Source organism: Wolbachia endosymbiont (group A) of Cydia splendana (assembly GCF_947179475.1).
Taxonomy (GTDB): Bacteria; Pseudomonadota; Alphaproteobacteria; order Rickettsiales; family Anaplasmataceae; genus Wolbachia; species Wolbachia pipientis.
The window spans coordinates 32,880-55,581 of record NZ_CAMXBP010000001.1 but is presented as its reverse complement, the minus strand read 5'-3'; the positions used below and the strand labels follow the sequence as shown (position 1 = coordinate 55,581).

The window sequence follows — 22,702 nt, the reverse complement described above, 5'->3', positions numbered from 1 at the left end:
ACACAAGACTCATCAGTTATCTTTTTCTGATTTGCCTGCTGCATTAATTGCTTGACCAATCTCATCTTGTAAATCATCATGATCATTTTTTTTATCATGATTTAGCCCTTCAATTCTGCTTTCTAACTCTAACTTAATTATAGTATTGATTTTATCTATATTATCAAGAAAGCCTCTACATTCTTCTTCACTATACTCTTCACCAGATGCTTTTTTTTCAATAAATAGGTTTTTAAATCCTGCTAGATCAGAATTCTGATCGGTATTTAGTACAACATTTCTCTCTATGAAGCTAAGATCTGACAGCAGTAAGCTAACCTCTAACAGATCTTCACTTTTCACGCTTTTAAGGTCTTCAAGACTTTCTAAAATACTAAACACCTTAATCCTTTCTTGTACAATCTCTTTGTCTTCCTTATCAAATTCAGACAATAAACTATGATTATCTACAAATTTCTCACTCAAAGCTTTATTCAATTTAGCAAAATTGACATCCTTGTCAAGTGATGTGTTATCCCGCAACAAGTCTACCCTTGCCCTACGCGCATTTAAAATGTCGTCGTAGTCATTTAACTTTATGTTGCCATCTTTGTCTTGCTGCAATTTATAATAATCAAGGCCTTTGAAATTTTTATTAGTCTTCATCTTCAATCCTCTTCTCATCTCCTTTTGCATCTGGTTTCCTCATTGGTTCCGGTAATTTCCTTTTACTGTCTTCTCGATTTCTTTTTTCCTCTCTTTCAGCACGTTTTTTTATAGCTTCCTGGGTATTCATTTCAAAAAGTGCCTTAACGTACTCTTCTGGATTTTTTGGTTCTTTAAATAAAGGCTTAAGATTATAAACTTCGTCTTTTCGATCTCTTTCTTCTTTTCTTCTAGCTCTTTCAGCACGTTTTTCTACAGCTTCTGGAGTGTTCATTTCAAAAAGTGGTGAGAGGTTGTAAACTTTATCTTGATTTCTTCTGCCTTCTCTTTCAGCACGTTTTTCCATACCTTCAAAAGCAGATCCAAAATCATCAATTTCATCTGAACCTTTTGGTTCCGTGCCTAAATTTCGTGTCACTTCATTTGATTGATCAGGCTTATCTTCTTCTGTTGGCTGATCATGCTGTAGTTGATTAGGCTTGTCTTCTTGTTCTGTGCTTAGTTCTCGTACTACCTTATCTGGCTGACCTCCCCCTCGTAGTCGAAGAGGGTCGCCTTCTTCTAGTGGCTGATCATGGTTATCTCTTACTAGTTCCGTGCCTAACTCTCGTTCTACCTTATTTGATTGATCAGGATTGTCTTTTTCTGGTTCTCTCTTACGGCCTATGGTGTCATCATGAAGCTTATTCAAGAAATCTTGCCTATGCGATTTTGCTCTAAAAAGTAAGTTATTTGGATAACCATCTTTTTCTCCTGTACGGCGGCTAACTCCTATAGAATCAAGGCCATGCTCCCAAGTAAACTTCATAGCATCTTCTATTGTATAGCCCAAATGTGATCCTACATACCCTTTGTAATATTCTAAATATCTATCAATTCTTCTATGCACAATATCTTCTTTATCAACTCCAAATGCCCTGTAGATCTTTTCCTCAAGTTTATCAACGTCATTTTTAGGTGATGTTGCAAATTTTGTTGCTTCAATAGTAGCACCTACAAATTTACGTGGCACATCAATAGCGTATTTCAGCACTCCTCCAACTCTTGGTACTCTCCCCAGCAGATTAGCTGCACCTCCGGCTAATCTATCCGGTAAATGAGTAGCCCAACTGCCTAAAGACTCAAGTCCTCTACCAGCAAAATTTTGCCACTGCTGTTTGAATCCTTCCATTATGCCAGTCAAAGGCGATGCCTGATACATACTAGATATATTGTAAACGCTGAATCCACCACCAGCGATACTTGAGCCCATTTGTTGTACGAACGTGCGTAAGGAGAACATTAAAAATGAAAGCAAGAATAGTATAAAGATTTCCCCTGCATTGATTAAATAACCTCTCTGTATGTCTTGCACCCTTTGGTAATCGCTATTTTCTTGATAATTTTTGCAATCCTCACAATCTTTACATTTCTGACAGTATTCACTGTTGGGATCCTTATATAAATCATGAAGTTTCAGTATTCTACAACCTTGTTTTTCTACCGCACTCCGCACTAAAGATCTTATTTCATTAATTATTTCCCTATAACTATTGCATTTATTTATATCTTGACAGTAGCGTTTTATTATTTCACTAACATCACCTATCCTTTTCTCTATATTGTTGATCAGTAATATAATGTCAGCCCTCTCTGATGCATGGGATAAACTATTTGTTAAGCGTACTAGATCTTTTGCACTGCAGCCATTACTAACTACCATATCACTTTCTGCAATATAGTGGTCTGCTGGATTATCTTTAGTTCCAGGCATTGGATTAAAGAAAGGATAATCTATATAACGAAACCCTTTTATATGTTCACCATTTTTATCTTTAGGGTAATCCGGTGGAAGCGGGATATATCCAGCGCCTCCAGTAAATTTTATTGTACCACCTTCTCTGCTTATCTTTTCTATACCTTCTATACTTTTATCTATGTTAAGAGAAGAAGCTTCTCCAAGAGTGTAAGGTACAAAAATTTGCCCTGGGGTCCAACCAAAGTACTGCTTATCAACGATACAAAAACCACCAAACACCCATTTTGGAGCACATAACCTTACCTCAAACCATTTATCGTAGCATACAGTAAAACCTAACTGCCTATAAAAGGTATTCATTATAATGGAAGCCAGTAATGACAAGAGAGCAAATATCATAATCGACTGTAAACAAAAGCTGATGCAGAATTTTATCCAACCTTCAAATAGACTTTTCAGCGGTGAAAATAAAATAGAAATTAGAAACAGTGGCATAATGGCTATAAGAAAAGCTATACCCATAAAACCAGAGAGAAATATTATGTAAGCATATAAGCACAGCAAGAAGTATAGCACAATCCCTATGAAAATTGCCGGTATCATAAGAAGGCTTGCCCACATTTGGTAATGTAAAAACGCTGCAAACTTTTTCCAAACAGAATAAGCAAAAAATTTATTGAACATGTCCTCCATGAAGCTAAACAACTTAGCTTCATCTCCTTGAGCAATACTTCCGGTGTTCATGTTGGGAGCAAAGTTAGTAATTACACTTATTAATTGTTCAAGACCTTTAACGAATAAAACAAGAAAATGATCATAGAAAAATCTAAAACTTCCAGGAGATATAAGCACTATTACTAGAGTGATTTTCATCATTCTGATGAGCATATCATGCTTAGTTTCTCGTATCATGCCAAAAAGATAAAGAAGCGATGAAATCATTACAAATAGAACAAGCAAGGAAAGAACAAAATTGTGAAAGCTCGTACTTTTTTCAGCTATATTTTCGAACATAGCTTGTGCAACTGCAGGATCATTGCTATTAAAATGTTCTTTGCAATTTTCGTTAATCAATAATACACATTTTAGATAGTTATAAATGTAATCAAAAAACCCAAAGCTACTTGGCTGCTGCACTCCACTTAAGAACTCAAAAGAGTAGCCACCTACATTATCTAAGTAATATCTATCTAATATTTTTACATATATTTTCCATCCCTTTTTTAATTTCACCGGGTTACAATTTCTGTCTTTTAATTTAGTGCTATCTCTGTCTAAAGTAAAAAGACCGCTCCCATTTTCTGCCACGGAGTTGTAACCTAGATGTACAGTAGGATATTGAGGATCGCGCATTAACTTTAGATTTTCGTTAGGATCATCTTTCCCCGTTTGAAACAAAAGATAAGCACCATGACCATTGGTAAACCAACATGGAGCACCACGTGATACTGTATTTGCGCTATCATCTTCATTAATGCACTTGCAATTTACAGTGCAACTTGTATCAGACTTACTTGAAAATTTTTGTATGCTAGGTTTATAATCATTACAAACTAAGTGAAAATTAGGTAAACTATTATCACTTTGTTTACCTTCAAATTTAGTTGCATATTTTAACTGCTCCAAGCTTTGTAAGGTATAACTGCCTTTTTTAGATTCCTTCTTGTTATTATTACTCCAAGATGTCCATGCACCATTTACTCGCACTATTAAGCTATCTCCATTGGTTTCTAATCCAGTATCTTTCCACTTCACCACTTGGTTATGGTGAAAACCAGAATTAATTTCACCAGTGTCAGGATCAATAACGCTTTCATCTTCACCTTCTGGAATAAAAGCATCATGATCGCTTGAAAAATGAGCGCTTACTGCAATAGGTTCAGGACCAAAATAGTCAGCAGATATGCACCTTGGAAAAGGCATATCGTTCTTACTACAACCTGTGATCAGCACATAAGCTGCAAGAAGTAATACCCTAAACCAACATTTGCCTAAACGTGATTGCATATCTAAACTTTTTCCAAATACAGAATAAATTTCTAAAACTTTACTTAAAATATCTTTTTAATTAGTTACTCCATAACATCATTCATATCTTACTCCTCTCCATTTTCTTCCTTGTTTTTAGCTTTAGCACTAGGATCACTTCTTATTGTTTCATCATAATTTTTTTGCTGATCTGATTGTTTTAATGTTTTAGGTCTATCACTCGTTGTTTTATCAGAACTTCCTTTAGAATCTTCTTTTTTGTCTGGTTGCTTTGGTGTGTTAGGTAATTTAGCCTCAATTTTTCCCCGATCTTTACTCATTTTCTGCTTGATACTCTGTATCATACTTTGGGTCTTATCATCAAGGCCAACGGTTGACAGCATAGCTTGCGATGCGCTCTTAGCAACTGTACCAACACCGCCAGTAACTCCATAACCAGAGCTAAATAGTGTTTGTACCATAGTTTCCGATATAGAAACAAAAGCTTCCATTGCACCGGCAATAATGAGGTATATAAACGCCTGGATTAGGTCTATAGGTAATGCTGCAAAGTGTCCACCAGCCCTTTCTCCGGTACTGAGTGCAACATCAACGCTAGTGCCAGGACTGTATCCAAGAGGCAGTATTGATTTCATCAAGCACAGATCATACGATAAGAAATTTACGCTAATTAAACATTGATAGCATGCAGAAAAATTTGTGAGGTTATATAAAACTGAATACATCAACTGATTTAAAAGAGATAAAAATGAAAATAAAATGACTGGTTCTAATGAAACATGAGCCAACGTTTTTATCCAATTATCAAACAAGGGTTTAGTCTTTTGAAATAGAATAAATACGATAAATAAAGGTGTTAATGACAGTAAAAACGCCACTAGAACAGTAGATATTACATATTTAAACGTAGCGCTAATAATGCATTTTAAAAACGCATAAGTAGCGCAGAATATTACCCAAAATGCAATAAAGCCAAAAGGACCAGAGAGCATCAATGATAAAAACTTTAACCAAGTTTCTGCTGTGAATAATACTCCTGCTGTCAAGTCTAAGAATGCAAATTTTCTCTCCCCTTCTCCTACATAGCCAGAAAAACTATCAACTAAATAAATGCTACCATCTACAAAAAGTCTGGATAAAGTTGTACCAAAGAGTTCCCAGCTTCTATCGCTAAAGGCAAAAGCTATAAATGCTATCTTGAACATCCTTACAATGAAATCAAATTTACTTAGCTGTATTGTTCCAAGCATATAGCCAATGACAGTAAATATAACGTATAGAGTAAGCAAAGCTCTTACTCCCTGAAGAAGACCTTTTATATATCCTTTGTATGAATCTTTAACGCTGTCACCAATTACTTCTTTTTTCATAAAATCAAATATCTTGTTTATATTCGATGAAATAAAATCATTAATTTTTCTTTTGACAAATAAAGTTACACTATACTTATTGTTTTCGTAATATTTGCCATTTTTGTCCGTAATGTCATCTTTCTCTACGTTGCTTACATTGATGCCGAAATATATCTTCTTAGGTTTGCATTCATCTGTTATAGGTTTTTTGTCTTTGCATTCATCTGTTAAAAGACCTCCATCTATTATATAATATACCTTATCCTTTGTTTTATCTAAGTTCTCTACTTTTTTGAAATCATTAGTCTTTGGAGCAGATGGATCCCCTGGCGGGTTATCACCCAAATACACATACAGTTTTTTGCCATTGATATATTCACACGATCTAGTCACTTTAACATGGTACCCACCTCTATTAGCTCCATAGTGACCATAATCTGCAATGGCAAGCATCACACTGCTACCGGGCGTTACCTCGTCATTTACTGGATAATCATTGTTCAATTCCAGAGAAAAATCCTCGAATTTATTGTTATCGCCAATTTGCGAACACATATTATCCCCTTTTGCACCCTCTTTCTTTGGAAGACATTGAATACCTTTAGCGGTATTTTTATCATCAGGATCACCAATTTTTGCAACAAGAGCCTCAGCCCAAGATTTATCATCTCCAGTAAAACTACCTACTTTAACATTCCCTTCCATTTTTTCTAGATAAGAATACATATCACATTTATTTCCTTTATCGTACTTCTTATACCTTATAGAGGAGACACAGTTCCGTTCTCCTGCTTGACCTAAACCATAGTTCCATATACCCTTCTCAGTATAGCATATATTTTGATGGTAACAGTTAAGCTCATAGGAGGAGTACTTTTTTCTCTCATCAAGACTACAGTTTTTTCCATCACATAACTCGTTCAATCCTATTTTAGCGCGGCGTAAATCAAGTAGTGAACCATATACCCATGGTTCGTTGTCTTGAATATAACCTTTATTAAAATGCACCTTATTATCATATGGGGTATACCAATTGCCAACTAGCACTTTGCTTTCCTTTGCTTTTGTTTTATCAAGAGGTAAAAATTGTATTTTATTTTTTGTACCATCTTTACCATCACAAAAAAACTCTCCCCCCTGATGTACTTCACTCACTGTAGCTTTCTTATATACAGTTTCCTTACGATCATTTTCTACAGCTTTATAACAATTGTCATCAAAATTGATGCCTTTCCCTTCTGGATTGTCGTAATCAATTGTTATTTTTCTGGGAACTAAGCTGAAGCTTAACTTGTCACCAGGATTTACTTTAATTCCAGTGTCCACATAACGTCTATTGCTGCCAAATCCTTTGCCACCACATAGTTCGTTTTTACTTTCATTAACACCATAATTGTTAGGTACACTATTAATATCCGCAGCCTTACTATAATTTGGTTCTGAGCCATCAGCACAAAAGCTAGCTGGCACAAGTACTTTCCTTGGATTTTTGTCTTCTTTAAAAGGGCAAAAATTTACTGATCCATCGAGGGTGAATTTGATTTTCTCACCCTGACTAATTACCTGACCAGAATCAACCCAATGAATTTTATCGGCTTTACGAACTGGAACATCCACATTAACGCTGGTGTTTTTGCTCTGCAACCCAGGCTCGACACAATCCATATTACAACCAGTGATTGCAAGACACAGTATCAATAATAGTGATCTTTTACTTATCATTGCTGTCTTCCTGGTTGTGGTATCTGAGGCGTTGACCTTTGAGTCCCTTGTGGTATTTGAGGTCTTGACGTACCTGATTGTTGAGAGGCATCTCCTCTTTCTCTTCTTTGAACGCTTTGTTCATCTAACCCTACTGTTCCCATTAAGCTTTGTTGATACTGTCTTCCAGGTTCGCTTGCTACATAAGCACCAAACAACGAGTCAGATATTGCCGAAGAAGCTTCAACTAAAGCTTTCATAGCGTGTCCCAAAATAACAAAAGCCATCATAGCGGTAATATTAGGTGTATATTTGGAAGCATAACCATAAAAAATACAAGGGTTAAAAATCTTTAGGTTAATATTAAGTATACATGTAGAGCAGACCTCAAAATCAAATACTGAATACACAATATAATCCATAACCTGACTTATCAGTGATATAAAAATTAAAAGGACCACTGGATGAATTGCAAATCTTGCTAAATTTTTAACCCAGTTTTGAAACATCTGCCTAGTATACGCAAATAAAAGACAAATAATAAAAATAGGTGCTAAAGAAAGTAATAACGCAACTATTGCTATAGATGTAATAAAAGAAAATAAGGCATTAAAAATAGATAAGCTCACTGTGATTAAACCCCAAATCACCAAGCAAAAAGATACAATGCCCAAAGGGCCAGAAAATATAAGAGATACTATTAACAATACTGAATGCGATGACAAGAACCTATTGAGCGGCAAATCAAGAAACTCAAAAACATTTGAAGTAGTGCCTCTAAAATTTGCTATTTCTATTAGTTGTTTTGGAGTGTTAATAAATATAGAGAATGCGTTGTTATAAAAAAAGTCCCAGCTATTATCCTGCAATAGCTGGGCGATGATTCCTATCTTTACGCATATAATTAAAAACTCATATATAGAAATATGAGTTAATCCAAAAAAGTAATAAAGAGTATATAAGATTATATATAGTACTAATAGTGATATTATAGTAGATCTAATGGTATTTGTTCTGCTTGATTTTATAAAACTTTCGTAAAGAGACTTTACAGGACTAGTATCAGAGTGAATTGCGTTAGGGTCTTTATAATTAGAGCCGAAAAATGCAGTTTTCACTTTTTCATCAAAGAAATTATATATTGCACTAAAAGTTTTTGTAGGTGGCTCTTGAGTTGTTAGGTTAATGCTAAACTGACCTTCATTTTTGTAATCGCAGCCATGGTCTCTTATTCCGTAATATATGGTGCCTGTTTTGTCTTTTAATTTTCCTTTCAAGTTTTCCATGTCATGAACTTTGCTGATATCTACAGATATATCCGCTTGATTTTCACCAGGCTTATGCTCAGGGAATTTATCGGAAACACTTATATACAAGCTATTTTCCAGACTATGGTTCTTCGTTACTCTTATGTTGAACCCGCCTTTGTCATTTGTATTGTAGCAGCTCTTGTCATTTCTGCTACATAGACTAAAAGTTAAACTTGGTATTTGATGGTCATTCTCCATCTTATGATCACAACTAGTACATAAACCACCACCTGGAATGTGTTCAAGAGTTTCATTATCCATACCAACTTTTAGAAATGTAATGTCAGTTTTTACCTGTTTTCCCTTTAATACGTTACTAATAATTTCAGCAACAACAGATTCACCACTAGAATTTAAAGCATTGAATAGCTCAATTTCTATATTATTATATTCAATATAAACGCAATCCTCGCCTCTACGACCAGAAGAAAATTTACATATACGTCTACAGAGTGAATTTAAAATGTGCGTATCTATCTTACTTGCACTGCTCTCTGAAAGCTTGCTGCAATCTATATTCTCTCCTTGTTTTATAGAGTTAATAATATTTTCAATTTCCTTTTTTCTTTCATCTTGATCTAACTTCGAAAACCAGTACTCTCTTCCACTCAACCATTGCGCATCGCCTATTATATATTTATTAGGACATATCCCATCCTTGCCACCTTGGCATTTCTCTTGATTTAAAACATGTGCAAAATGTTCCGTTTCTTGCTCGCTACACTTTTCGTCGATTTTCAAATACCTGATTTTTGTCTCACTCTCTTTATCTTTACACACTTTACTTCCAATCACACTAAAGCTTATCGTATCGCCTTTTTTAAGTGCAAATGGTAATGCAACGTCATTTCTCCCAGGCCCAATTGCAAAATCTGCATACTGCTTAGGACAAAAATTAACCTTACTAGGCACTATATCAATCTCTGTTACTCTTATTCTATCTGAGATATTAACACCAGAATCAACCCATTTCTGCTCTGTTGACACTATATCTAGTTTTTCACGCAAACCTGATAAATTTTCTGGCTTAATACAGTGATGTTCCCCGCAGCCTGACAGAAAAAAAAACGGTATTATCAGCAAAAATTTTAGCATAAATCCAACTCATTCAGTGCTTTTGTTAACACTCTCGGAGCTACTAGAACCAGAACCTCGAGATTTACTCTTGTCTCCACCACTCAACTTCTTAGCAGCAGCACCAGCAACTCCAGCAACACCCCCAGCAGCAGCTTTGGCAGCAGATAAAGCTTTGCCCACCATTTGTCCAGGTGTCTGACCTGAGCCAAGTGCTGCTCTATGGTTACCAGCAAGTTCAGCAGCCATGCCAGGAAGAATGTTTAAAAAGTGGTAAAAGAGGAATAATACTAAACACAATTTTAATAATTCTCCGATGAGAGAGCTGCCAAACTCCATGTATGTAAAGTCGAATAGACCAAGTATGCTGCTCTTTTTAAAGCTATAATTTTGCATCATACATGCAAGAGTAGTTTCATTTTTATCACATTCCCCATCTTTCAATTTAAACCACTGTTTTTTCTTACTATATGAGATTTCTGCTTGTTTCTTTTCATATGACTTGTCCGGTTGTTCATTTTTATATGACTCGTCCAGTTCAAAATTTAAATTTTTAAAATAGATTTTATCACATGCTATGAACATAAAGGACAAAAACGCAAAAAGGATAACCGGGTATAAGCTATAGGTAATCAACTCTTTCACCCAGCCTTCAAAATATCCTTTGGTGTGTTGGAATAAAACCATAGGAATGAACAAAGGTGATAAAATGATGATTACACTTAAAGCAACTAGAGATAAAATAAATACATAGCACAGCCACAAAATAACCATCATCATCAGAACGGCCATAAATATACAGACAAGAGCTACTAAAATTTGTCCACCAGCAAAAATAATACCGATTACCGAACCTGCAACTAATAAGACAGGAGCAGCACCAAGCAAGACTGCTAACGTTGCAACACCTCCAGTACCAATTTTGCCACCAATTCCATCTAAAGGGGCACCTAAATAAAATAAAATTCTACAATCAAGCCTATCCCAAGGTGCAAGATAACTGTAAGATACCCTCTTTCCTGCACGAGTATATTCATAATCTGTACCTGCTTTATAATTACATATGCCTTTACTTTCAGATGATGCTTTTAGCACTATCTCTGACAAACCATTTGAGAGACGAGTTAATTCTCCATAATAATGAGACATGGTACTGCCTGTTGTGAAGTAAATCACTAAAGCGAATTTTATGATCAACATATACATTTCTTGAGGCCTCTGAACTCCACCAGACATGGCTTTTATAGAGAACAGTATTAAAGCTAAAACTAAAACAGCAGTTACAGTGTTTTTCAGCCTTTTCTGTGCTACAGATATAAAACTCTCACCATTTGGTGCACCTTTACCTGCAACTAAATTATCTAACGATTCCTTAATGCATTGCACTATCATAGAAGTTACGGGAATAGGAGCTAATGATTTACTCCCTGCCTGGTTATAACAAGCTTCAGAAACATACGAGCTAAAACAGCCAGCATTATCATAACCTACAAAAATTTTCCCCCCTTGTCCGTTGAGTCTTTTTTCTTTAGATCTGATAATAGTTTTATAGTCATCATTATTACCAATAGGAACTTTTTCCTCTCCTGTACCATCTTTATTTTTGAATATCATCACAGATTTTTCACACATAGGAGCAAGTGGGTCAGGTGGCAATTCCGTGCACCCCATATCAACCCCTTGCGGCCAAGGAGTCATTTCGATACCAAGCATGCTAACATTGGCTAACTCCACACATAATCTGCCCGTTTTTCTCACTGCTTTGAATGTAGCTCCATGTATGGGTTCGCTCTGTCCTGCTTTGAGAACTCTACATTCCAGACCACCATCAACCTTCGAGGACCATGACCCATCTACGTATCCAGTGTCTTTCTCCCTGACATCAAAGTCTATGTATCCAGGTTTTCCTCTGGAATTAAAGTCTACCTTATTAAAAAGATTACCAAAAGTTAAAGGGTTTCGATGACATACTTCTATATATTCACTGTATTGCACACCATTTTTTGGCCAGTAATAACTCTCTGTACTCTCCTGAACGTTAGAATTTAAGGCTTCTTTTTCTGCTCTTTTCCCGTCATAATCTTTTTTGTTCACGTCTTCCCGAGCTTTATTTTGCAAACAAGAAAAATATTCCTCTTCTGTTTGGTAATTTTCATTGGTGCAGCCACTATAACCTGTGTCTTCTAATTTAAAATTTTTGTATTTTCCATCATGATCACGTGCAACTGGGTGTTTAACAAAACTATGTTCACAAACAACAAGCCCTCCTATCGCTTTCCAGACTCCAACAATTGCAGCTATCATTCCAACAATAACAAGAGCGGTAAACAAACCAGCAGAAGAAACGATCAAAACAATGCCAGTAAATATTGCGCCAACAGCAATCGCTATTCCAGCAAGTGCTGCAGCTGTTTTAAACGCTCCACAATCAGGATTAGAGGCACGACTAAAACTGCCAGTGGAATTAAATCTGCTAACAAATTCTGTCTTGTCAGTACCATTTACTCCATCTGCAAGCACTGGATATGAGAGTAAAAAGTCTATATTTAGTAAAAATATCGCAATTAATAGCAATGACAGCTTAGTCTTAAACATTTTTTACCTTCTGATAAAATATAGGCAACCATACTTTTGGGTTGTCCCCAACTTCATTTAATATATCGTGTAACAATAGAACACTTTCTGCACGTCCGGATAATACGTTGATTATATCATCCAGGCCTTTTAAGTCTATTCTAGCTACTACAGCATTGACTCCTTGTTTCACCAAAAAGAATCTAGTACTCGGATCTGTGTGCTTAATTAATATATATTCACGTTCAGTTAACATAAAAACATCCCGATAGACACTAGTAGCTTTCAGATTTGGCAAAAAAATCTGTGTCGCTGTTTGTTGTACAAGCGTATCGCTAATAGTACTTTTACTTGCATCCTCAACACTCTGAGTAGCAAAAATCACAAAAGCATTTAGTTTTCTCAGTACCTTCAACCAGTCTTTTATCTTGGGTGCAAAAACTGGATTATCTATTAACGCCCATGCCTCATCAAGAACGATAATAGATGGAGTGCCATCAAGAGATATACTAATCCTATGAAATAAATAAATCAAGACCGGTCCAAGAGCAACAGGATCTTTGAGCAAGCTAGCCATCTCAAAACCAAATACTCTTGCTCGTGAAAAATCTAGCAAATCTTCTTTATTGTCAAATATTGCAGCATGAGAACCATTATCATGCCACATAGATATTGCCCCAGCTAGAGTATCAGGACCTGCAAGCCCTAAAAACGGTACGAGGTTTCTCAAGAATCTGTCTTCTTTTCTTAATTTAAAATTTCCTTCAATTGCATCATTAATTCGTGCAATATCTTCTGAAGTAAATTTATCATTATATACCGAAATTAAAGACTTTATCCACTCCATTAAAAATGTTCTATTATCAGAGGTATCATCAAGTTGTAAAGGATTAAAATTTGTTTTAGTTCTTGGTTCTATTACAGTATAGATACCACTAAGTGCTCTTAAGAAAATCTCTGCACCGCGATCTTTATCAAAAAAGAATATCCTTGGAGAAAACTTCATCGCTTGGGCACACAGGAAATTCATTAAAACAGTTTTACCAGCACCAGTTGGGCCAATTATCATAGTGTGTCCAACATCCCTTATATGAAAGTTGAAAAAAAATGGAGTACCAGATGTCGTGTCAAAAACTGTAACGGCATCTCCCCAGTGGTTATTGAATTTATTACCAGTAGGATAATTATGTTGAGATGCAAATCCAGCCAAATTAAGACTACTTATTGTAGCTTTTCTCACTATATAATCGAAATTACCAGGAATTTGCGCCCAAAATGCTGGTTCAAGGTTAACTCTCTCACGTATAGGGTAAACACCGCAATTAGAAAGCTCTGATTCTACCAACGACAGAGCGTTATCCAATGATTTAGGATTTTTTTCTATACATAAAATAGTCAGGTGATGTTGACCAAACGCAATCTTACCACTCATTGCGTCATCAAGCGCTTGAGAAATTTCTGCTATTTGAGAAATAGCTTTATCTGCAGACTGTATCATTCGATTTTGCTGTATCTGCATTTTTCCAATCGCCATTTGCCTGTTTATAAATTGAAAAGATTGCGTAATTATAAACTCGTAAGGAAGTTGTAAAAACGAATCAAGCATTCCTGCAGAAGTATGATTTCCATATTCTTTGATACTAATTATTCCAGCATATTTACTCTCATTATGAGTCACAACCTGTATCATCTTACGGCCAAAGAATAACCTATGTACTGGTAAGTATCTTGATATTTCAGTTCTTAGCGGAAAAAGCGTATTTGTAACGAAGCCACAATTTACGATTCTAGATAGAAACTCCATTATTTCGCAGAACAAACCATCTGGAGTTTCTTTTACTCCAAGAATTTTAGGCGAATAATTTCTAAGGCTTGTCACTACACGATTTGTCGTTTCCTCTAAATCTTCATACGTGGCACGTATATCACTTTCCCAAGCATGTTTTGAAGTTACATGTCCGAATTTTTTTAGTAGATGTGACAAAAATTCTACTCCTTTTGTGTCCGCTCTACGGATAATCGTAATGTATAGGTCATTAATAAATGATTGCCTTGTTGCGTGTTTTTCTCTCCATTTTAGATTTACGTGATTAGCGAAAAAATTCGGCAAACCTTGACTTGCAAATTCATCAGAAAAAATATTTTTCTTACGTCTGATAGTATGAAAATACAAACTAAATGCCGGAGATGAAATGCTTCTTAGCATCTGATTCCTGATGTTGTTCTGTATGACTAAATCCTCGTCATCGGCAGTTTCAAATGCAAAACCACTTAATTTTATAACCTTAACCAACCAATTTTCTTTTGTCATCAAGGTTGTGCTATTCCAATAGCAAGAATAAGGAATAAATTCAGCAGCGTGAACTTCCCTGTTCAGAGTAGATTTATTCTTTGATTGAATAGCCCTAAACCTCAGCATCACACAACGTTAAGCAATATCATAAGAATTGGCTCCATGGTAAAAACGATTTAAACATTTCGAGCACTTTCCCAATTTTACCATAAATAATTCAATAAACAACGGTTCTTTTGCAGAAGCTATATAACCAAGTCCATGTATACCTGGTAACATTAAGAGAATCACTCTTAAATCATTTGAATTAATGAAAATTAGCATGCAAATCAGGACGTTTAATATTGCAAACATATAACTCACACCAAAGAGCATTGCAGGTCTTGTAAGACCTTTAAATAATTGATCTGTTTGTATACTACCTGTGGACATATCTTTAACCTTCTAATAATAGCTCTAACACTAATACTATATCATTATATTAAAAATCCATTGAAACTAGTAGCACTTTAAGTTAAGATACATTATTTAATCTCGATAATGACAAATTGGCCATTTCAAGAAGCAGAAAAAGTATTGCAAGAGTTTCCTAATAAAAAAGAAATAATATTTGAAACTGGTTATGGACCCTCTGGTTTACCCCACATAGGAACCTTTGGAGAGGTTTTCCGCACTACAGTTGTTGTAAATGCATTAAAAAAAATAGCTCCTGGTATAAAAACCAAAATCATTGCAATTTCAGATGATATGGATGGTTTGCGAAAAATACCAGATAATGTGCCAAATCAAGAGATGCTAAGAGAGCACTTAAATAAACCATTGACTATGATACCTGATCCATTTGGCACTCATCAGAGTTATGGTCATCACATGAATTCATTGTTGTGTAAATTTCTTGATTTGTTTGAATTTGAATACGAGTTCAGGAGTGCAACAGAGTGTTATAAATCTGGCGTTTACGATGAAAAACTTTTACTACTGCTGAAAAATTATGATAAAGTGATGGACGTAATGCTTCCATCATTTCGGGAAGAAAGGCAGCAGACTTATAGTCCATTCTTGCCAATATGCCCAAAAACTTCTCAAGTTTTACAAGTTCCAGTAATTGAAACAAATACAGAGAAAGGAACAATCACATATGAAGACCCAAACGGGGAAAAAATAGAAGTTCCAGTGACAAAAGGAAAATGTAAACTGCAATGGAAACCTGATTGGGGAATGAGGTGGGCCGCATTTGGAGTAAATTACGAAGCTCACGGAAAAGATTTAACTCCATCTGCTGTGCTTTCAAGTCAAATATGTGAAATACTTGGAGAAAAGCCACCACTTCTGTTTTGCTACGAGCTTTTTCTTGATAAAGAAGGAAAGAAAATATCAAAATCAAAAGGAAATGGCATTTCAATTGAAGAGTGGCTAACTTACGCACCAACAGAGAGCTTAGCATTGTACATTTTTCAGAGTCCTAAAAAAGCTAAACGTTTATATTTTGATGTGATACCAAAATCAACTGATGAATATTTAGAATTTGTAAAGCGTTATCATGAGAACAAAGAAAAGGATATAAATAATCCTGCTTGGCACATTCACCAGGGCAATGTTCCCAGTATAGAAACTTCAGGCATAAATTTCTCACTACTTTTAAACCTAGCAGCAGCTTGTAATGCTGAAAACAAAGAGATCCTATGGGGTTTTATATCCTCTTATGCACCAAACGTTACACCAGAAAATAATAAAATGCTTGATAGACTTTCAGACTTTGCAGTAAAGTATTATCACGATTTTATCAAGCCAACAAAATCATATAAAACTCCAAATGAAAAAGAAAAAGCAGCGTTACTAGATTTGAAGGACACTTTACATTCTCTATCTACAACTGCTACTGCTGAAGAAATTCAATCTCAGGTATTTTCTATTGGAAAAAAATATGATTACACCAACTTACGTGACTGGTTTCAGCTATTATATGAAACGTTACTTGGCCAAAAAACCGGTCCAAGAATGGGATCTTTCATAAAGCTTTACGGAATAGGTAATACGATTTCTCTCATAGAAAGCGCTACTAAATGTATACTTTAGAGTTTACCTCCTTTCATTTGAGCTCTTTAGTTTTAATAAGAATTCCTTGACAAACTCCGCTAGCCCCCTTATCATGAAACTGAAGCTATTGTATTTGCTTTCGCCAATCTGCAGATTAAAAGGTAAGGATTACTTAATGTATCGGCGTCTTATGTTCAATTTTTTGCAGTATATAGATACTGTATGTCTTTACAAAACTTCATCTACATCTAGATTTTTATCTAAATAAGCTGAACGCGCTTATAAAGCGTTACAAGACATCAAAAAATGCCAATACTCGACAGAGATAGTAAAAGACTAGCTAACTCGGGGATTCTTTGTCTTTTTTTCTGCTTAGTAAATTTCTTAAACATTTGCAGCGTAAGTTAGTTGCAATTAAAAGCAGCTGAATTTCGCTTGTCAAGCGTTTAAAACATAAAAAACGCCAATATTTTAAAGCGGATAATAACCACGGGGCTTCTTTTGCCTTTTTTTTCATTTGGTAAATTTCTTAATGTTTGTGGCTGAACGACAACCGTCATCCCGCTACGTGTTAGCGGGATCTCTTGTTAGCGGCTGAGATACCGCGAATGAATCGCGGTATGACGGTTCGCGGCGGCATGACGATAAGGTTTATACCTTGTCATCCCAGTGCTTGACACTGGGATCCAGCTTTCTTTATAAATTCACCAAAAGTGCTTCATTCTATAACGCAAAACCCATACTCACCAAATCCAATGCATTACTTGCAATTAAGTTTCCTGGATCCCAGTGTCTGGGCACTGGGATGACACCATCATAAAGGAATCAGTGTCAGCTACTTTCATGACACCATTCTTTTTCCTGGATCCAAGTAGTCGAGCTACTTGGATGACAGCTAGCCTGACAACCGTCATCCCGCTACCTGTTAGCGGGATCTACGCTAAGAGATACCGCGAATGAATCGCGGTATGACGGTTTGCAACGGTATGACGGTTCGCGGCGGCATAGTAATTCGTCATCCCGCTGCTTGTTAGCGGGATCTCTTGTTAGCGGCTAAGAGATACCGCGAATGAATCGCGGTATGACGGTGTAGACGATGGTTAAGTATCCCGCTGCTTGTTAGCGCCGCGGCGGTATGACGGTTCGTGGTGGTATGACGTAGAGTGCTTAGAAGCTGCTATTTTGCTATAAATGGCTGTAATGGCATCATCTATTTTATTGCTATCACAGCCTGTTTGTGCAAATTCAGCATTCCCACCACAGTTCTTTTCAACTGCTATGGATATTAGTTCTTTTGCGCTAATCTTATTGATTAAGTCTTTACTTACTTTAATAATCAAGACTGTTTTATCTTTTTCTGTTGCCGTGAAAGCTATTATCGTTTTTGGTTTTTGTTGCTGCAAAACAAACTCTCTTATTACATTTGCTGGAATATCAGTGAAAGTGTGGCTTATAAAATTTATTCCATTTATTTCGGTGCTTTTTATATTCTCTGCACTCACAAGCTTTTTATATAGGTTTTTTATTTTGGTTTCGGATTTTTTGTGTTCTTGACTTAAAATACTTAATCTGCTTGTTATTTCACTCACTGGCGCTTTTACGAATTCTGCAACTTTTTTTAAGTTAATTTCATTATCACGTACATAATTGATTGCTTCCTGACCAGTTAAAGCTTCAATTCTCCTCACTCCAAAAGCAACAGAACTCTCTGTTACTATCTTAAATAAACCGATTTCTCCAGTATGTTCAACGTGCGTGCCACCACACAGTTCCCTTGAATCTCCAATCTTCACTACTCTTACTTGATCGCTATATTTTTCGCCGAATAACGCCATAGCTCCTTCGTCTATTGCCTGATTCATGCTTTGAATTTTTGTAGATGCGGAAAGATTTTCTCTGATTAGAGAGTTTACCATATCCTCTACCCAAAACAACTGATCTTGAGTCATTTGAGTGTTATGGCTGAAGTCGAATCTCAGTCTATCTGGTGCAACTAGGGAACCTTTTTGAGTGACATGATCACCTAGAATTTTTCTGAGTGTAAAGTGCAGAAGATGTGTAGCTGAATGATTTCTTCTTAAGGTTTGCCTTCTTTCCTTGTCAATGCTTGCTGCAACTGTGTTACCTTTACAAATTGAACCGAACTTAACTATGCATCTGTGCAAATATAGGTCATTAACCTTATTGGTATTCTCGACTATAATAATACTTCTATCAGATTTGATCAGACTGCCAGTATCTCCCACTTGTCCACCTGACTCGCCATAAAAAGGTGTTTTATCAAGTATAATGGTTATCTTTTCTCCCTCCTTTGCAGAATCAATTACTTCATTTTTAGAGGAAACTATAGCTAGTATTTTCGCATCACTTACTTCATTGAACTCATAACCAACAAATTTTGTTTTGCCAAATTTATTGATCAAATCAAACCATACTTGCTCAACAGATTTTTCACCAGATCCAGCCCATTTAGCACGTGCTCTCTCTTTTTGTTCTCCCATTGCATCATCAAAACCCTTCTGGTCAAAATTTATTTTTTTCTCTTTTAAAATATCAAGTGTAATATCCAAAGGAAATCCGTAGGTGTCATATAGCTTAAACGCTGATTCTCCAGGCAAAGTATCGCCCGATTTTAAATCTGTAGTGAATTTCTCCAGGAGATTGATACCTTTCATCAAAGTGTCTTTAAAGTTTTCTTCCTCTGATTTTAACGTCGTTTCTATTAAGCTTTTAGCTCTGACTAATTCAGCTCCCATATAAGCCGAACTCGTGCTATCTATCAACACTGGAAAAATACGATGGAGTAGGGAATCATTATATCCAAGCAGGTGAATATAACGTGTGGCTCTCCTAATTAATCTGCGTAATACGTAATTCCTGCCCTCATTTCCAGGAAGCACTCCTTCTGCGATGAGAAATGCAGCCGCGCGAAGATGATCTGCTATGATCTTATGCGCTATTTTATTTTCCGTTCTTCCACAGTACTCTTGTGATTTACTTATCAGAGCAGAAAATAGATCAATATCATAGTTATCATGGACGTTTTGCATAACAGCCGCTATTCTTTCAAGGCCCATTCCAGTATCGATGCATTTTTTTGGCAATTTGTGTAAATTACCTTCTTCATCTTTGTTAAACTCCATGAATACCAGATTCCAGATTTCAACAATTCTATCGCCCTCTTGTAAATTAGGACTCCCATGGTCATAAAAAATTTCAGAACATGGACCGCACGGACCAGTGCTTCCCATACTCCAAAAGTTATCATCCGTTGTAATTCTTATGATTTTATCACTTGAAAAGCCACTTATCTTACGCCAAATCTCGTACGCCTCATCATCAGTATGGTAGACGGTTATGGATAGTCTGTTTTTATCAAGAGATAACTCTTTAGTGATAAATTCCCACGCAAATTCTATCGCAGTTTCCTTAAAGTAATCACCGAAGCTAAAATTTCCGAGCATTTCAAAAAATGTGTGATGCCGAGTTGTATAGCCAACATTTTCCAGATCATTGTGTTTACCGCCTGCTCTTAGGCACTTTTGACTTGAGACAGCACGTTTCATTTCAGTTTTTTGAGCACCAGTAAAAATATTTTTAAACTGCACCATACCAGCATTTGTGAACATGAGCGTTGGGTCATGTTCTGGAATCAAAGGAGAAGAAGAAACCTGCTCGTGGTCATTATTTACAAAAAATTTTATAAATCTTTCTCTGATTTCGTTTAGCTTCATCGTTTTTATTGAGGTTATCTATAAATAATAAGTTGTAATGGAAATAAAATCAATACCACTCTCTAGATCTCAGAACTTCTAGTGACATGCACCTTGTGGTAAGAAAAAATCAATATATTCACGATAAATTTACCTCATATCTGTGTTTTATATGTGGAAATTGGAATGGAAATTTATGTAGGCAAAGAAAAAAGAATAGCAAATGTGGTGACTCAACACTGGAATGACATAAAAGGATCAGACAGAGATTGGCCAGAAAGGCATGAAATAGACACTGCAGAAATAATGGAATCATGGCAGCATTGTTTTGTCATTGAAGTCAAGGATCAAGGTTATATTTGTGAAAATGCAGGAGAAAAGGCTGTTGAATTCTATGGTTTTGAGAAAAAGACGCGCATTGATAATAAGTATGCAATTGATGCACCATTTTTGCGACTATATAAAATAGATGCAGTTATTGATAAACTTGATACTGTAATAGAGAGTAAATGCCCGATCAATGAAGAGGAAGAAAGTGAAAGTGTTAAAATGAGGCAAGTATTGTTGCCACTTGGGAATAAAGAAGGTATAACACACATATTGGGCGTAATTACTTTTAAACTCCTTTAATATACAATTTTAATTTGATTCTTTAATAAAATTATTTATACTAATGCTTAATTACTATTAAAGAACTCAATAGTAGTGCTTGTAAATTTATTTGGAATATGAAGAAAATAAAATTAAAAACCAAATCTTCTGTGAAAAAGCGCTTTCACCTTACAGCTAAGGGTAAAGTTATTTCTACTCAGTCAGGCAAAAGGCATGGCATGGTAAAGAGAAGTAAATCTAATATTCGTAATCAGCGCGGTACAACGATTCTTGGTAAATCTGACTCGCGTATAGTTAAGCTTCATATGCCTTACGGTATTTAACAAAATGGGGGTAAAATAAAATGGCTCGGGTAAAACGTGGAGTCACTACTCACGCTCGTCATAAAAAAATATTGAAACTGGCAAAGGGTTATAGAGGGCGCGCAAAAAGTTGTTATAGAATTGCATTACAAAGAGTTGAAAAAGCACTGCAATATGCTTATAGAGACAGAAGAACCCGTAAACGTGATTTCCGTAGCTTATGGATAATACGTATTAATGCAGCAGCAAGAGAGCATGGGCTTACTTATGGTAGGTTTATGCATGGTCTTACACTTGCCGGCATTGATTTAAATAGAAAAATTCTTGCTGAGATGGCCGTTAATTATAAGGATGATTTTGCCAAATTAGTAGAAGCTGTAAGTGGTAAATTAGCAGAGAATTCTTAAAGCAAAGACACCATGAGAATTATTTTCATGGGGTCACCAGGATTTGCTGTTAATTCTCTGAGCTTGTTACTGAAATCAAAGAGCGAAGTGGTGGCAGTATACACCAAGGCTCCAAAACCTTCGGGGCGTGGACAGAAGCCAACGAAATCTCCAGTACATGTTATCGCTGAAGAAAGTAACATAGAGGTATGTACTCCTATCTCTCTAAAGTTTTCGGCAGAGCAAGAAAAATTTAGAAATTTCAAACCAGACGTTGCAGTTGTAGCCGCGTATGGGTTGATACTTCCAAGAGAAATTTTGAATATTCCAAAATATGGTTGTATTAATATTCATCCTTCATTACTACCAAGGTGGCGTGGTGCAGCCCCGATACAGCACACAATTTTAGCAGGAGATCAAGAAACCGGGGTTAGCATTATGCAATTGGATGAAGGATTAGATTCCGGCCCTATTTTAAAACAGGAAAAATTTCTTATCGAAAAGAACGATAATTACAAGACATTGCATGATAAATTATCTAAGCTAGGCAGTGATTTACTGCTGAAAGTGCTAAACGAAATTGAAAAACAGCTTCCCTTAAAACAGAACGATAACAATGCATGTTACGCTGACAAAGTGGAAGACTATAAAATTTATGCAAGTGATGCCTGTGAAGTTGCTTATAGAAAGGTTAAAGCGTTTTACCCAAAAGCATTCATTAAGATAGAAAGTAAACGTATCAGGATACTTGATGCTGACTTTGAAGCTCTCGCTTCAGAACAAGGTAAGATTGTTAACGATAATATGCACATAAGTTTAAAAGGTGGCACTTTAATTCCTAAAGTTGTACAAATGGAAGGAAGAAATCCTTGCAGTATTGAAGATTTTATTCGTGGCTTGAAATCAAGCATGGTAAAAAAATTTATAGAATAGACTGCTTTAAATTAGTGTAGAAATGTAATAGCTAAATTTCCTT

14 protein-coding genes are annotated in these 22,702 nt (G+C 35.8%); 5 read left to right on the top strand and 9 right to left on the bottom strand.

Annotation, left to right across the window (positions count from 1 at the left end):
* Positions 1-12 precede the first annotated feature (12 nt).
* The 7 genes from OM961_RS00205 to OM961_RS00175 form a co-directional block, all read right to left on the bottom strand.
* Complete coding sequence (locus tag OM961_RS00205; protein WP_264339569.1) at positions 13-645, bottom strand: WD_0853 family protein; 633 nt, start codon at positions 643-645, stop codon at positions 13-15.
* On the bottom strand, positions 635-4,390 hold the full coding sequence (locus tag OM961_RS00200) for a TrbL/VirB6 family protein (RefSeq protein WP_264339083.1): 3,756 nt from the start codon (positions 4,388-4,390) through the stop codon (positions 635-637). The genes OM961_RS00205 and OM961_RS00200 overlap by 11 nt, the downstream gene beginning before the upstream one ends.
* Before the next feature lie 89 nt (positions 4,391-4,479).
* Positions 4,480-7,446 (bottom strand): TrbL/VirB6 family protein, encoded by a 2,967-nt coding sequence (locus OM961_RS00195; protein ID WP_264339082.1) that lies wholly within the window; start codon positions 7,444-7,446, stop codon positions 4,480-4,482.
* Positions 7,443-9,830 (bottom strand): TrbL/VirB6 family protein, encoded by a 2,388-nt coding sequence (locus tag OM961_RS00190; protein WP_012673285.1) that lies wholly within the window; start codon positions 9,828-9,830, stop codon positions 7,443-7,445. The genes OM961_RS00195 and OM961_RS00190 overlap by 4 nt, the downstream gene beginning before the upstream one ends.
* A 9-nt stretch (positions 9,831-9,839) precedes the next feature.
* Entirely contained in the window at positions 9,840-12,404 is a 2,565-nt protein-coding gene (locus OM961_RS00185) for a TrbL/VirB6 family protein (protein WP_264339081.1), read from the bottom strand.
* On the bottom strand, positions 12,397-14,802 hold the full coding sequence (locus OM961_RS00180; protein ID WP_264339568.1) for a VirB4 family type IV secretion/conjugal transfer ATPase: 2,406 nt from the start codon (positions 14,800-14,802) through the stop codon (positions 12,397-12,399). The genes OM961_RS00185 and OM961_RS00180 overlap by 8 nt, the downstream gene beginning before the upstream one ends.
* Before the next feature lie 9 nt (positions 14,803-14,811).
* Positions 14,812-15,108: a type IV secretion system protein VirB3 gene (locus OM961_RS00175; protein WP_007548615.1), complete on the bottom strand. Its 297-nt coding sequence runs from the start codon at positions 15,106-15,108 to the stop codon at positions 14,812-14,814.
* A gap of 108 nt (positions 15,109-15,216) precedes the next feature.
* Here OM961_RS00175 and OM961_RS00170 point away from each other — a divergent pair, with 108 nt between their 5' ends.
* A complete protein-coding gene (locus tag OM961_RS00170; RefSeq protein WP_264339080.1) occupies positions 15,217-16,752 on the top strand; it encodes a lysine--tRNA ligase in 1,536 nt (511 codons plus the stop codon).
* A gap of 731 nt (positions 16,753-17,483) precedes the next feature.
* On the opposite strand, the gene OM961_RS00160 is transcribed toward OM961_RS00170, so the two are convergent.
* Positions 17,484-17,627, bottom strand: coding sequence for a hypothetical protein (locus tag OM961_RS00160; RefSeq protein ID WP_153801319.1), 144 nt, complete (start codon positions 17,625-17,627; stop codon positions 17,484-17,486).
* 186 nt (positions 17,628-17,813) lie between these two features.
* The gene (alaS, locus tag OM961_RS00155) at positions 17,814-20,447 is read right to left on the bottom strand and encodes an alanine--tRNA ligase (RefSeq protein WP_264339079.1); all 2,634 of its coding nucleotides are present in this window, start codon (positions 20,445-20,447) and stop codon (positions 17,814-17,816) included.
* Positions 20,448-20,612: 165 nt separating this feature from the next.
* Between alaS and OM961_RS00150 the strand changes: the two genes are divergently transcribed.
* From OM961_RS00150 to fmt, 4 genes are all read left to right on the top strand, one after another.
* On the top strand, positions 20,613-21,056 hold the full coding sequence (locus OM961_RS00150) for a PAS domain-containing protein (protein ID WP_010962890.1): 444 nt from the start codon (positions 20,613-20,615) through the stop codon (positions 21,054-21,056).
* Positions 21,057-21,154: 98 nt separating this feature from the next.
* Complete coding sequence (gene rpmI / locus OM961_RS00145; protein ID WP_007548610.1) at positions 21,155-21,361, top strand: 50S ribosomal protein L35; 207 nt, start codon at positions 21,155-21,157, stop codon at positions 21,359-21,361.
* 20 nt (positions 21,362-21,381) lie between these two features.
* The gene (rplT, locus tag OM961_RS00140) at positions 21,382-21,747 is read left to right on the top strand and encodes a 50S ribosomal protein L20 (protein WP_064125369.1); all 366 of its coding nucleotides are present in this window, start codon (positions 21,382-21,384) and stop codon (positions 21,745-21,747) included.
* Positions 21,748-21,759: 12 nt separating this feature from the next.
* Positions 21,760-22,659 carry a methionyl-tRNA formyltransferase gene (gene fmt, locus OM961_RS00135; RefSeq protein WP_182309908.1) on the top strand — a complete coding sequence of 300 codons (900 nt, stop codon included), beginning with the start codon at positions 21,760-21,762 and terminating at the stop codon, positions 22,657-22,659.
* Positions 22,660-22,702 lie beyond the last annotated feature (43 nt).